The sequence below is a fragment of the Sodalis ligni genome (genome assembly GCF_016865525.2).
Taxonomy (GTDB): Bacteria; Pseudomonadota; Gammaproteobacteria; order Enterobacterales; family Enterobacteriaceae; genus Acerihabitans; species Acerihabitans ligni.
This window is the reverse complement of the sequence record NZ_CP075169.1, coordinates 740,852-754,015: the sequence shown is the minus strand read 5'-3', so window position 1 is coordinate 754,015 and position 13,164 is coordinate 740,852. Positions and strand designations below refer to the sequence as shown.

The 13,164-nt window shown below is 55.0% G+C and carries 15 protein-coding genes; 1 reads left to right on the top strand and 14 read right to left on the bottom strand.

Translation table 11 applies throughout. The annotated features are described in order from the left end of the window. Positions 1 to 3: 3 nt before the first annotated feature. From GTU79_RS03520 to GTU79_RS03465, 12 genes are all read right to left on the bottom strand, one after another. On the bottom strand, positions 4 to 2,091 hold the full coding sequence (locus GTU79_RS03520) for a hydantoinase/oxoprolinase family protein (RefSeq protein ID WP_203522868.1): 2,088 nt from the start codon (positions 2,089 to 2,091) through the stop codon (positions 4 to 6). 129 nt (positions 2,092 to 2,220) lie between these two features. Continuing rightward, complete coding sequence (locus GTU79_RS03515) at positions 2,221 to 3,078, bottom strand: transporter substrate-binding domain-containing protein (RefSeq protein WP_203522869.1); 858 nt, start codon at positions 3,076 to 3,078, stop codon at positions 2,221 to 2,223. Between the two features lie 46 nt (positions 3,079 to 3,124). Continuing rightward, complete coding sequence (locus GTU79_RS03510; RefSeq protein WP_275956915.1) at positions 3,125 to 3,856, bottom strand: ABC transporter permease; 732 nt, start codon at positions 3,854 to 3,856, stop codon at positions 3,125 to 3,127. Continuing rightward, on the bottom strand, positions 3,853 to 4,572 hold the full coding sequence (locus GTU79_RS03505) for an ABC transporter permease (RefSeq protein ID WP_203522870.1): 720 nt from the start codon (positions 4,570 to 4,572) through the stop codon (positions 3,853 to 3,855). Before GTU79_RS03505 ends, GTU79_RS03510 begins: the two co-directional genes overlap by 4 nt. Positions 4,573 to 4,869: 297 nt before the next feature. After that, a complete protein-coding gene (locus tag GTU79_RS03500; protein WP_132923503.1) occupies positions 4,870 to 5,157 on the bottom strand; it encodes a HigA family addiction module antitoxin in 288 nt (95 codons plus the stop codon). Positions 5,158 to 5,168: 11 nt separating this feature from the next. Continuing rightward, positions 5,169 to 5,450 (bottom strand): type II toxin-antitoxin system RelE/ParE family toxin, encoded by a 282-nt coding sequence (locus tag GTU79_RS03495; RefSeq protein WP_203522871.1) that lies wholly within the window; start codon positions 5,448 to 5,450, stop codon positions 5,169 to 5,171. A 135-nt stretch (positions 5,451 to 5,585) separates the two neighbouring features. Further along, positions 5,586 to 7,136 carry a histidine ammonia-lyase gene (hutH, locus tag GTU79_RS03490; RefSeq protein WP_253073484.1) on the bottom strand — a complete coding sequence of 517 codons (1,551 nt, stop codon included), beginning with the start codon at positions 7,134 to 7,136 and terminating at the stop codon, positions 5,586 to 5,588. 119 nt (positions 7,137 to 7,255) lie between these two features. Then, positions 7,256 to 8,170, bottom strand: coding sequence for a MurR/RpiR family transcriptional regulator (locus GTU79_RS03485; protein WP_203522872.1), 915 nt, complete (start codon positions 8,168 to 8,170; stop codon positions 7,256 to 7,258). Positions 8,171 to 8,413: 243 nt separating this feature from the next. Then, entirely contained in the window at positions 8,414 to 8,959 is a 546-nt protein-coding gene (locus GTU79_RS03480; protein WP_203522873.1) for a cucumopine synthase-related protein, read from the bottom strand. Next, complete coding sequence (locus GTU79_RS03475; RefSeq protein ID WP_132923507.1) at positions 8,959 to 9,381, bottom strand: DUF3830 family protein; 423 nt, start codon at positions 9,379 to 9,381, stop codon at positions 8,959 to 8,961. Before GTU79_RS03475 ends, GTU79_RS03480 begins: the two co-directional genes overlap by 1 nt. Before the next feature lie 223 nt (positions 9,382 to 9,604). Further along, positions 9,605 to 10,018 carry an RcnB family protein gene (locus GTU79_RS03470; protein ID WP_203522874.1) on the bottom strand — a complete coding sequence of 138 codons (414 nt, stop codon included), beginning with the start codon at positions 10,016 to 10,018 and terminating at the stop codon, positions 9,605 to 9,607. 128 nt (positions 10,019 to 10,146) lie between these two features. Beyond that, the gene (locus tag GTU79_RS03465; RefSeq protein ID WP_203523168.1) at positions 10,147 to 11,583 is read right to left on the bottom strand and encodes an aminotransferase-like domain-containing protein; all 1,437 of its coding nucleotides are present in this window, start codon (positions 11,581 to 11,583) and stop codon (positions 10,147 to 10,149) included. A gap of 193 nt (positions 11,584 to 11,776) precedes the next feature. On the opposite strand from GTU79_RS03465, the gene GTU79_RS03460 reads away from it, so the two are divergent. After that, complete coding sequence (locus GTU79_RS03460) at positions 11,777 to 12,097, top strand: DUF1127 domain-containing protein (protein ID WP_253073483.1); 321 nt, start codon at positions 11,777 to 11,779, stop codon at positions 12,095 to 12,097. 159 nt (positions 12,098 to 12,256) lie between these two features. Here the strand turns inward: GTU79_RS03460 and GTU79_RS03455 are convergent, their stop codons facing one another. Both GTU79_RS03455 and GTU79_RS03450 read right to left on the bottom strand, forming a co-directional pair. Continuing rightward, positions 12,257 to 12,661, bottom strand: a complete 405-nt coding sequence (locus GTU79_RS03455) for a hypothetical protein (protein WP_214513697.1) — start codon at positions 12,659 to 12,661, stop codon at positions 12,257 to 12,259. Continuing rightward, positions 12,658 to 13,125, bottom strand: coding sequence for a DUF6036 family nucleotidyltransferase (locus tag GTU79_RS03450; RefSeq protein WP_338091455.1), 468 nt, complete (start codon positions 13,123 to 13,125; stop codon positions 12,658 to 12,660). Before GTU79_RS03450 ends, GTU79_RS03455 begins: the two co-directional genes overlap by 4 nt. Between the last annotated feature and the right edge of the window lie 39 nt (positions 13,126 to 13,164).

Below are 13,164 nucleotides of genomic sequence, written 5' to 3'. Positions count from 1 at the left end.
GGCCTAGGCTTCCTCAATAATAATATTCAAATAGCTATCGATAGTGGCGTTCTGGCCCGGCAGGATAAGCGTGGTGGAGTCCATCTGCTCGATAATGGCCGGCCCGGAGAGGCAATGGCCTGGCCCCAGGCGCTCGCGATCGTACACCGGGCAAAGGGTGAAACCGCCCATTTCCGGCAGCCACACCTGCCGTTCTCCCTGCCGCGCCGCCGACACGGGGGTGACGGCATTATCCAGCGGTTTGAGATCCGCTTTTGGCACGCGACCGATGACCTCCAGTCGCAGAGTGGTGAGGTGGATAGGTTCCCCCTCGGCAATGTAGCCGTACATCTGCTGATGATAGGCCGCGAACGTTTTTTTCAACGCCTCCACGGCGGCGGCGTCAATCACTCTGGCGGGACAGGGAATATTCAGTTCATAGCCTTGTCCGCCGTAGCGCAGGTCGACGGAACGCACCATAACGCGATTGTCGGGAAAAATTTTTTCATGGGTAAACCAGGCGCCTGCCCGTTGCTCGAGATCGGTGAACGCCGCTTCCATGGCACCGGTGCTGCTTTCTTCCAGGTGCATCAGCCGGGAGGTGGAAAAATTGGTGCGCAGGTCGGTGAGCAGCAGGCCGATGGCGCACATGATGCCGGGGTGTTTGGGAATCACCACCCGGGGCATATCCAGCGCCCGCGCCAGCCGGGAGGCATGGATGGGGCCGGCGCCGCCAAAGCCGAACAGGGTATAATCCCTGGGGTCGTAGCCCCGTTCCACCGAAATGACCCGGATGGCTTTGGCCATGTTGCTGACCACCACGCTGATAATACCCTGCGCCACCGACATGACATCCATGCCGATGCGATCACCGAGCCGCGCAATGGCCTTTTTCGCCTTGGCCTGGTCAATGGGCAGGCGCCCGTTCAGCAGATGGGTGGGATTGAGCACCTGCAGCACCACATTGGCGTCGGTGACGGTGGGGTTATCCTCGTTGCCCAGGCCGTAGCAAATGGGGCCGGGATCGGCGGCGGCGCTCTGCGGCCCTACCTGCAACAGGCCGCCTGCGTCGATGGAGGCGATGGACCCGCCGCCGGCGCCCACGGCATGGATGTCCAGCATCGGCAGTTTCAGCGGGTAGCCGTGTACGACCGATTCGTTCGCCATCTGCGGCCGGCCGTCGGAAATCAGCGAAACGTCCGTTGAGGTGCCCCCCATATCGAAGGTAATGATATTATCAAAACCCGACAGCGTACCGATGGTAGTGGCCCCCATCACCCCCGCCGCCGGGCCGGAAAGGACGGTACGCGCCGGGAATTGCTGCGCCGTATCGGCGGAAATCACGCCGCCGTTGGACTGGGTGAGATGAGGGTGGGCGGCGATGCCAATGGCCTCCAGGCGAGGCTGGAGCCGTTGCAGGTAGCGCTGCATGATAGGCCCGAGATAGGCGTTCACCACGGTGGTTGAAAAGCGCTCGTACTCGCGGAATTCCGGGTTCACCTCATGGGAGACGCTGATGAAAGCGCCGGGAATCTCCTCGGCCAGGATCGCCTTGATACGCTGCTCATGGCGGGGCTCCAGATAGCTGAACAGGCAGCACACCGCGATGGCGCGGATGCCGTCCTCACGCAGCCGGCGCGCCGCGCCGCGTACTTCTTCCTCATCCAGCGGGGTCATGATGCTGCCGTCGAACAGCACCCGTTCGTTCACTTCCAGCCGCTGATTGCGCAAGGCCAGGATGCGCGGTTTTTCGGTTTGCACGTCATACAGGCCGTCACGCTTTTGCCGTCTTAATTCGATAATATCGCGAAAACCCGCCGTGGTAATCATGCCGGTTGCCGCCCCGCTGCCGACAATCAGCGCATTGGTGGCCACGGTGGTGCCGTGCCCGAGGTAAGTCACATTCACAGACTCACCTGACCCCAACCCTAACGACGCGATGCCCTGGGCAATGCCGTCGGCGATGCCGATGGAAGGATCCGCCGGCGTACTGCTCACTTTCCAAACGTGAATGGAACCTTCGGCCACATCATAGATACAGATGTCAGTAAAGGTGCCGCCGGAATCGACGCCGATTCTGACCTGACGCTGCGTTACGGCAGTGGAAGCCACAGTCATTCTCTCCGTTAAAAATCCTGATATCGAGTGGGCTGTAGCGTCCCGGATGCATATCGCGGTATCTACAGACCGTTATGGCACGCCGCCGGAAGGGGCATGCCGATTAAAGCGCCGGACCAGAGGTTAAAGCGGCGTGACGTCCATGCCGAAAGTCGCTTCGGACAGCTTTTTAATGGTGCCGTCGGCCTGGGCTTCTTTGATGGCTTTATCGAACATGGCCTTAAGTTCGGTATCCCCTTTACGCAAGCCGACGCCCGAACCCTCGCCCACGACGCCGCCCTGGAAGCAGGGACCGGACAGGGCGATATTCTGGCTGCCCTGTTTTTTGATGACCCCGAGCATGGCGTCTTTGGAACCGACAATGACATCCACCCGATCAGAGACCAAATCAAGATCCCGCGATTCAGGCGTTTTATACTGGCGAACCTGCACCGCATCTTTCAGATAGGTATTCACAAAGGTGACGGAAGTGCCGGCGGATAACGTGCCGATGGTCTTGCCCTTCAGGGCGGCGGCCACGCGTTTTATGGCCTCGGACGACGCGGCGTTGTCATCAAGGGAAATCACTTTATCTTCCGGCGGCAGGGACTTGGCGATATCGCTGTTCTTGCCGGTGGCGAAGGTATAGCACAGTGAAGCGTAAGGCACGGAGAACTCGATGGCCTCTTTACGTTTCGGCGTGATGGCCACGTCATCGATAATGGCATCGAATTTCCCGGCGTTCAGGGCCGGAATCATGCTGTCGAATGCCTGGGCGGTAATGGTGCAGCTCACCCCCATGCGTTTGCACAGATTATTGGCCAAATCGATTTCAAAGCCGCCCAGGGTGCCGTCGGGCTTGGTGTAATTCCACGGGAAGAATCCCCCTTCCGTGACGATTTTAACGGTTGTCCATTTTTGGGGTTCGGCATGGGCGCCGAGGCATCCCATCAGCGTAATGGCGGTAGCGAAAGCGACCCGGGTAACAACAGACATCTTCATGTAACTTTTCCTATATGGTTGAATGTTGGCACTGCAAAAGGGAAGTCTAGTTGTGGTCGTAGGGGGACTCCTTCAAGATGATATTCACCGGAGGCGAACGCAGATGGGGCGTTAAACCGTGTTCAATGGCCCGGATAATGCGGGTCAGGATAAAATTGATCAGCAGGTAAATGGCGCCGGCGGCGATAAACACCGGAATCGGCCGGTAGCTTTCCGAGGCGATATCGGTGGCGATGCCGGTGATCTCCATCAAGGTCACCAGGGATACCAGCGAGGTGGCTTTTATCATGGCAATCACTTCGTTGCTGAACGCGGGCAGCGCCTGGCGAATGGCAATGGGCAGGATAATGCGCCGGTATAACAGCACGCCGGACATGCCGCAGGCACGGGCGGCTTCGATTTCATTGTGGGGTACGGAGAGCAGGCCGCCGCGGATAATTTCAGCGGCGTATCCCGAACTGTTAATCAGCAGCGCCAGCAGCGCGCAATAGTAGGGCTCGCGCAGGAACGGCCATAATACGCTGTGGCGAATGGCCGGAAACTGGCCCGGCCCGTAATACATCAGAAACAGCAATACCAGCAGCGGCGTGCTGCGTATCACCTGAACATAAATCCAGCCGAACGCGGCCACCAGCCGATTACCGGACAGGCGGGCAAAGGCAATCAGCAACCCCAGCAATGCCCCGCATAGCAGCGAGATGGCGGCCAGCTGCAGCGTCAGCGGGACGCCGGCCAGCATGCGCCGCAGGCAGTCGACAATAAACGGGAGATCCATCATGTCCTCCTGGTGCCGCGTGAATAGTGGCGTTCAGACAGGTGGACCAGCACACCGGAGAAGGACGCCAGGATGATATACAGCGCGGCGGCCGCCAGAAAGAAGTTGAACGGCAGGCGGGTAGATCCGGAAGCCACCTGGGCCTGCCGCATCAGCTCCGCCACGCCCGTAACCGACAGCAACGAGGATTCCTTAAGCAGCCCCAGCCAGACATTGCTGATACCGGGCAGGGCGTGACGAAGCGTCAAGGGCGTGATAATCCGCCGAAACCGCAGGAAAAAACCCATGCCGTACGCCCGGGCCGCCTCCAGTTCGCCTTTTGATACCGCCTGGAATGCGCCGCGCAGCACTTCGGTACTCAAGGCGCCGGCGATGACGGCGATGGCGATGGTGCCGGCAATGAAACCCGGCAAGGCGAAAAAGCCCTTGCTGCCGAAGTAACCGGCGATGGCGGTCAGGATGGAGCTGCTGCCGAAATAAAACAAATAAATGACCAGCAGATCGGGCACGCCCCGCAGCAGAGTGGTATAGGCATCGGCTAAAAAACGGAGGGTTTTGCCGCCGGATATTTTAGCCCAGGCGCCAAATACGCCGATGAGCAGGCCGAGCACCAAACCGCTGACGGCCGCCGCCAGGGTGACCGCGACGCCGGAGAGCAGGATGGCGCCCCAGCCGTTCGCGCTAAATCCCACCAACGTAAAAAAGCTCTCGTTATTCACACACTGTCTCCAGGCGTACAAATCTCAACCACTTAAATCAATCTAAAGTAAGTGAATAATAAATGCAATAAAAAATTAAAAAGAAAAAAGCTATTCATTTCCTGCCGGGAAGGCGTTAGCGAGGGGTATGGCTAGGGGAAAGGCGGGTAGAAATCGGAGAGAAATAACCGATATCGTTTTCCCGCTGGCGTAACCGCCAAACAGGGCTAACGATGACATCAAGTACGATGGGCAATAACCTGGCTTAGGGGAAAAGCGGCAAAAAAGATCACGCCGGTTGGATGCTGGCGTGGTCTTTTAGGCGTGAACGTGCGGTCTATGCAGCGGTTCGATAACCGGGCGCGGCCTCTGTGCCGCCTGCCAGAGTTCATATTCAGACTGCATATCCACCCACATTTCCGCACTTGTGCCAAGCAGACTGGATAAACGCAACGCCATGTCAGCAGTAATCGCCGCATGTGCATTCAGGATACGGGACAGTTGCGTGCGCGTTATCTTTAGCGACGCCGCGGCGTCGGTCACGCTAACCCCTTCCAGGTAATCACGCAAAACCTCACCGGGGTGAGGCGGATTAAACATACGCATAATTGCCTCCATTAGTGATAGTCGCGATAATCGACGAGAACGGCGTCGCCATCAGCATCAAAACGAAACGTCATACGCCAGTCACCGTTAACCGACACAGACCAAACGCCAGCCTCGTTCCCTTTCAAGGGATGGAGATTCCATCCCGGAGCGCCCATATCACAAGGCTTTTTAGCCTTGCTTAAGGCAAACAACTGCCCGCGTAATCGCGAAGTGTGGGCAGTTTGAATGCCGGCGGCAGAACCCGTTTTATAAAACCTTTCCATTCCTTTGTGCTTGAAACTTTTAATCATCTGCGAGCGCACCCTATCCGTATAGCATAACTATACGGAATGATGGGCCGCTGCACAAGTCAACAAACACCAAACAAAGACAACCGACGCCAAAATGCGGCCTTTGGTATCTTACGGCCTGGACACAGATTGATATCAGGCAGACGCATCGTTCCCGGATAGCCGGGGCACACACTCGGCGGACACCGCGGCATGCAGGGCGCCGGTTAATACCAGTTGACGGACCTGTTCCAGATCGTCGGCCATATAGCGGTCCACCTCCAGGGAAGGGACTACGGCACGCACGGCCTCCAGGGCGCGGCTCAGTTCAGGGCTGGTGGCCAGGGGGACGCGCAGTTCGATGCCCTGGGCGGCGGCCATGGCTTCGATGCCGATAATGCCGAACAGATTATCCGTCATCTGTAGCAGGCGGCGCGCCCCGTGGCAGGCCATGGAAACATGGTCTTCCTGATTGGCTGAGGTGGGGGTGGAATCCACCGATGCCGGGTGGGACATCTGTTTATTTTCCGACATCAGCGCGGCGGAGGTCACTTCGGCTATCATCATGCCGGAGTTCAGGCCGGGTTTTTTAGCCAGGAACGCCGGCAGGCCGTAAGACAGCGACGGATCCACCAATAGCGCAATGCGCCGCTGGGCGATGGCGCCGATTTCACATACCGCGATAGCGGTTTGATCGGCGGCGAAAGCCACCGGCTCGGCATGGAAATTACCGCCGGAAATCACCGTTCCATCCGACAGAATCAGCGGATTATCGGTGACCGCATTGGCCTCGATTTCAAGGGTATGGGCAACGGAGCGCAATAGATCGATACAGGCCCCGGCCACCTGGGGCTGGCAGCGGATACAATAGGGATCCTGCACCCGTTCGTCATTCACCACATGACTGGCCAGTATATCGGAATCCTTCAGCAATGCCCGCAGGGCCGCCGCCGCGTCAATCTGACCACGATGGCCGCGCAGCGTATGGATATCCGGATGGAAAGGCGCCGCCGATCCCATGGCCGCCTCGGTGGACATGGCGCCGGTTATCAGCGAGGCCTGGGCGGCGCGATAGGCGCGGAACAATCCCGCCAGCGCCAGCGCCGTGGAAGCCTGGGTGCCGTTAATCAGCGCCAGCCCTTCTTTCGCCGCCAGGATAATGGGCGACAGACCAGCCTTTGCCAGCGCATCGGCGCCGTTCATTCTTTCACCGCTGAAGAAGGCTTCCCCTTCCCCCAGCATCACGGCGGCCATATGCGCCAGCGGCGCCAGATCGCCGGAAGCCCCAACCGAGCCTTTTTCAGGAATAACCGGGATCACGCCTTTCGCCAACATATCCTCGATCAACCGCACCAGCTCAAGCCGGACGCCGGATGCGCCGCGACCCAGCGAAATCAGTTTCAGCGACATAATCAGCCGCACGATATTCTCGGGCAATGGCGCACCCATGCCGCAACAGTGGGACAAAATAAGATTACGCTGGAGCGTAACCACGTCCTTTCCATCGATTTTTATCGAGGCGAGTTTGCCAAAACCGGTATTTACGCCATAAACAGCCGCACTCCCCTGGGCTATTTCAGCGATGCGTGACGCGCCCGCTTTTATGGCGTCATCGAAGCTGCGATCCAGGCATGCTATTTCACCTGTCCAGTAAATGGACTCCAGCATGGCAAGGGTCACATGACCGGGTTTTAATATAATGCCCATAGTAGTCTCACAATCAGTTGTCAGATAAAAGAAGCCCTACGGCGGGTATACATTCGCCTTATCAGGATGAATGATATTGCCGATACATGGCTGAATTTAAAAAGTCAGTCGGCTTGATATCAGCCGGTAAATACCTTGCGTTTGCGCGAAGAGTGATCAAGATGATCCAGGCGTCTTTCCGCCTCGTTTTTCATATGATTACACATGGCGTCCAGCAGCACCGACACAATGACGGCAGGGGCGGAATAGGAATCAAACACCAGGCTGGTATTGATAGGCACCTGCAGCAGCCTGTCCGACCAGCGGGAGTAATCCGCCAAACCGGCATCCGCCACCAGGGCCACGGATATACCGATTTCCCGGGCAAACTCCAGGGCCCGCACCGTTTCCCGCGGATACAACGGCATCATGAAGGCCAGCAAGGTTTTACCGCCGGCGGCTTTTACCTGCTCAAGCAGATCTTCATTGATGGAACCGCCGCCGGTCAGCAGACGGACATCGGGATGCACCTTCGAGGCGAAGTAGGAAAATTGCGCCGCCAGGCCGCTTGACGCCCGCAGCCCGAGGACGGCCAGCGGCCGGGATGAAGCAAGGGCCTCGCCGAAGGAATCAATCAGGCTCTCATCGGCAAGCATTTTCCCCAGCTCTTCAAGGTTGTGCATTTCCGCTTGCGCCGCCGCCTGATAGCGATTGGCCAGGGTTTCCGTCCGGGCTTCGGTGACGCTAAGACCGGAACGAAGATGCCGGCGCATCTCAAGATAGCCGCCAAAACCCAGGGAGGTGGCGAATCGGGTCACAGAGGGCTGGCTGACATTGGCAAGCTTTGCCAGCTCGAGACTGGAAAGAAAGCCGATTTCATTGCTGTTTTCAATCAGGCATTGGGCAATCCGCCGCTGTGCCGGCGTGAGACGCTGGCCCTGGGCACGCCGCTCAAGCTCGGCATAAATGGCTTGCCGCTCGTTTTGCGTGCTGATAGCGGCAACGCCTGGCATATCAGGAATGTTGAGGTCTTTGTTAAACTCACTGTCAGCCATTGTGATTCCTGTGGGAAGAGTGTCGAGGTGGTCGACGAATTCACTTTCAGCCATGCTTATCACCCTATATTTCAGCCTGCAGTCTATACAAAATTAGTATCTACCGCTACCGGACTGCGACCCTTCGTTTACCACATTTATTGGGCGCCAACTTACAATGTACTGATTTATAACCTAAATAATTCGAGTTACTGGCAAGCCAACACACCTGCAACTTGAAGTATGACGGGTATATAAGGCTATTTAAATAACCGGCAACACCTTAGTCAGGGCGAACAGCTCCTCCGGCTTGCGGTGCGGGAAAGCCACGCCGAGATTCCACGGAAAAATATAATGGATCCAGCGATGCATGCGAATTACATAGGTCATCATTGCGCCGGTAAGCTCAACGTATTCTTCCTTGGTGGCCAGCGTATCCAATGCGTCGGAATACATTTGTCCCATGGCATGCATATTGGTCAGGCCGAGATCGGTCATGAATTCAAATACGTTAAAGGTCGCCGTTAAAAATTCGCGGGTAATACGATTGAGGGTAGGCAACTGCATATCGTCGTATTGGGATATTTTCAGGAAACGATACATCACGTCAGCGCCCACCAGCATCAAATAGGCCTCAAGATGCACCAATACCGAAAAGGACTGTTCGCCGCTGCCGGCGCCGCTGTCGATAATACCCCAGCGAATTTTCTGGATTTCTTCGGGTTCATGCAGCCAGACGCGATCAATTTCTTTCTCGATAATGGCTTTTGCGTCAAGCCAATGACCTTCAAATTTCGTGATGCTAGACATCAGGCGGCCTTCCTCACAATGATTTCAACGGTATTGCGCCGGGGTTGCGCAACGGTATGTTCCCAAACGTGAGCGCCAAGCCGCTGCAGCGCGGGCAGATCCTCCGCAAAAACCTCGCCGAATTTATTCACTTTCGCGCTTTCGGTAATACGGCCGTAGGTCAGGCAAATCGATTGCCCGGGCGCGTAGAGATACACCGCTCCAGGAGAGCGCGGCACCATATTGCTGCGGCCAAGATGCACAATGCGGGTGGGCATCCATACGGCCTCGCCGGAAATAACCACATGGCCCAGCATGCTGTGCAGGGGCAGCTGCGCCAACACTTGCCGGACCACGTCAGGATTGTCATCGGTCAGTAGTTTTGCTCTGAACGTCAGCTCCAGCTCAGGGACATGAAACTCAAGTGTATCCTTTGAAGACATCGTGCTCTCCGAGAGTATCGTTTATTTCAGTTTAATTATTATGAATAATTTTATACTTTGTGTAAATGAATAATATGATTCTTTTGCAAAGGAGGGCTGGCGCTGAAAGTGCTGAGGAGTGGATTTGAGGCGGAAAACGGCGACAAAAAGCCGATGCACTGGGCATCGGCTAAGGTTATTGCAGCGGCGTTGATAACAAGACCGCCATCGGCATCGCGAAAAATTAGTTGTTTAAGGCGTTACCGATAAGAATGGAAGTGATTATTCCCGTCGCCACGGCCACTAACACATAGTTACCATTCACGTAAGCCCACTGTTCGCCCCGGGGCGGCTCATACAGGCCGCGTTGACGCCAATCATGCACACGGTAGTGATCGTTGCGATATTGGGGCGGCAATGGGCGTCCGCGGCGGAAATCATGGCCGTTGGCGGCAAAATGATCCCGTTCACGGCCACGGAAGTCACCACGTTGCGGGCTGGCATGGCCCTGCGGTCCCTCGTGGCCCCGTTGTGCTTCATGGCCTTTTTGATGCCACTGCTGGTCTTGTCCGCCATGGTCGTCGGCGAAGGAAGCAATGGGGAGGCAGGAGCTGGTAGCAATCAGCGTCATCACTATCGCCAATGTTGTTTTTTTCATATTCATGATCTCCATGACAAACTGCTTGTATAGCCAGTAATGCATTAATAATAGTTAATATAGGGACTATATGGATCACGAAATATCTTAAAAACTGCTATTTGACAAAGATTTACCGGCGTTAACGATTACTTAACACTATTCCCGAAACCGGAACGGCTTGATAGCTGATGTATGACAACGCCGATCTGCCGTATGGCATTTTCAATGTCGGCGGTTAAAGGCTGCGCATAATTTATCCGCATGCAGCTGTGGAATTTTCCGGCGGTAGAGAACACCGCACCGACGGCTATACTGATGTTGTGCTCCGCCAACAGGGCGTTCAACCGCTGAGTGTCGATGCCATGATCAAGCTCGATCCACAGCAAACATCCTCCCTGGGGGCGGCTGATACGCGTGCCGCAGGGGAAATATTTCGTTATCCAGCCGGTCATGATATCAAGATTACGCTGATACTGACCGCGCATACGGCGGACATGCTTATGGTAATGGCCCTGTTTGATAAACTCCACAATGGCCAGCTGCGTCAGGCTGGCGGTTGAGCCGGAACCGGTGTATTTCATGTGGACGGCGCGATTCATATAACTGCCCGGCGCTATCCAGCCCACCCGCAGGCCCGGCGCCAGCGTTTTGGAAAAAGAGCTGCATAACAACACCCGGCCTTCATCATCCATGGAGGTTATCGTGGCGGGCCGGGGATAGCCGAATGAGAGTTCCCCGTATACGTCGTCTTCCACGATGGCCACATCATAATGTTGAGCCAGCTTTAACAGCGCTTGCCGGCGCTCGAGGGGCATATTATAACCCAACGGATTATGCGCGGTGGGGGTCACCATAATGGCCTTGACCGGCCATTGATCCAGCGCTAGTTCCAACGCTTCGACGCTGATGCCGTTCACCGGGTCGGTGGGGATTTCCAGCACTTTCATGCCCAGCCCGTGCAGGAGCTGTAAGCTGCCGTGAAAACTCGGGCTCTCCACCGCAACGATATCTCCCGGCGCGCAGACGCAGCGTACGGCAATGGACAGCGCTTCACGGCATCCATTGGTAATCATGATATTTCCGGCATCCATATGGCTGCCGCTGTCAATAAGCAGCCGGGCGATTTGCTCACGCAGCTCGAGAGATCCCCTGACATCATCATAACTCAGGGTGCGCAGATCGTGCCGCTGGCTCAAATGGCTTAATGCCCGGGTTAACGGCCTCAGGCTGCTGACGCTGACATCGGGGGCGGCCGACACAAACGTTATTTCGCCGTCCTTAAGGGGGGCCACCATCTCCAGCACCTGATCCCACTGCGGAATCGACAGGGAGCACTGAGACATAGAACACACCGCGGGCAGCTCGGGACGGGTTTTCAACGGCGAAACAAAATAGCCGGATTTGGGGCGCGCCTCCACCAACTGCTGATCTTCCAGCTCCCGATAGGCCTGTTGCACGGTGGTAATACTGACCCCGTGTTCCTTGCTCAGCACCCGGATGGACGGCAGGCGGACACCGGCGGGATAAAGACCTTGTTCAATACGCTGGCTCAGTATGGAAGCCAGATTTTGGTAACGCGTTATAGCCATAAGCAGATATCACTTCGCATCCGGCAAGGGTAAAAGAGCGGAAAAAAGAGTACAGATTACCCCTATAAATAGCACATTGTGTCATGGTTGCGCCATCTGTATATGTCAAAGCACTAATGGATTGAATCTACTCTCTTTTGTTTAAAAGCTTCATGCTGTTGCCAAGCGTTCCAGAAGGACAACGGCCATGAAAAATGCAATGCAAAAGAGTGACTTGATCCGCTATGACCACGGCGACCCCGCCGGTAACGTCGGCAACGACGGCATCAAAGACTTAACCGACAACATCGCCAGCGACGGCATCTTTGACAAAGCCGGTAGCGACGTCAGATTAACGCACATCGCCGTAAAACGCCCTGCATGGTGGACGGCGTTATTTCAAGCCTATCAACACTGGCGGGCACGCCGGCGAGATCGTAAGGGCTTGATGTCATTGAACGACGGTCAATTACGGGATATAGGGCTGAGCCGTGGCGACCTGCCCTACCGGGATGAGAGGAAATTTTGACTCGCCCTAAGGGTAAAAATATTGCTATACGCGAGCGGGGCGTCGGTGTTTACCGTCAAGCTCCTACTTCCAGAAGATGCTTTTGATCTGGCGTGCGAAAAAGATGATTAAATACAGAATAAAAGAGTTCAAATGCTGCAGGAAAATCGAACGACCATTTCAAGCAAACGAACGGCAACCAAAGGCATGACGCGTTTGAAAAGGCAAAATATCGCCCATAAACTTGCATAGATCACTATCCAATCCCCATTTTGCTGCAAGTTTATCTAATGGCGTTTTTTCTGTTGAATCAGCTTCAGGCATAGATAATTTTTTATACAATGATTCTGCTATAGCTAATACTTCATTCTTAAAATTATATGGTACGCAATTGAATCTACATAGCCGGTCAAGTATAAATCCTCCGGTTTTCCTGGCCTCATTGGTTTTCAATAATGACGTATCCGGCAGCTCGTTTTGGTGCCATAACGAAATGGCTATTGTTTTAATATCTTCAACGTTTGCCTTTTCAAGACCTGCAAAGCATACACGCTCGAATACTTGATTGAGATCTGCTTTAGTCATAGTTCCTCCATGAGTTCTTTGTACATAGAAATAGCATACTCAATCTTTGAAGGCAATCCAGATTGGCCGACAGCGTAATCAGCAGCTTCCATGGCCTTAGTTCTGAATTCATCAATGGATAAGCCGGCCCGAAAAAGGGCATATATATCTTCTTGATCCATGTCACCAAATCTTCCAAGTTTGCTAATAGCAAGATCGCATTTACTAATAAGATAAACCCATAATGGTGAAGGAGTATTGGTCTCAATATCAATCGCATTGATATCATAATCTTCATGCATGGGGGCTAACGCGGGGTTAAAGTGAGAATCAAAAACTAAAATACTCGGACCATGCCTGTTATCAAAATAATCAACCGGACTAATAGATTCTATCAGACCGATGGCTTCTTCTTTCATACTGCGACAAAAATCCATTTGACTGTCTAAGTCGCTGCTTATACGGATATTTGTATGCAAATGCATCGCGCAGCCACCAAATATGTAAGCCTTGCATGAGCCCGG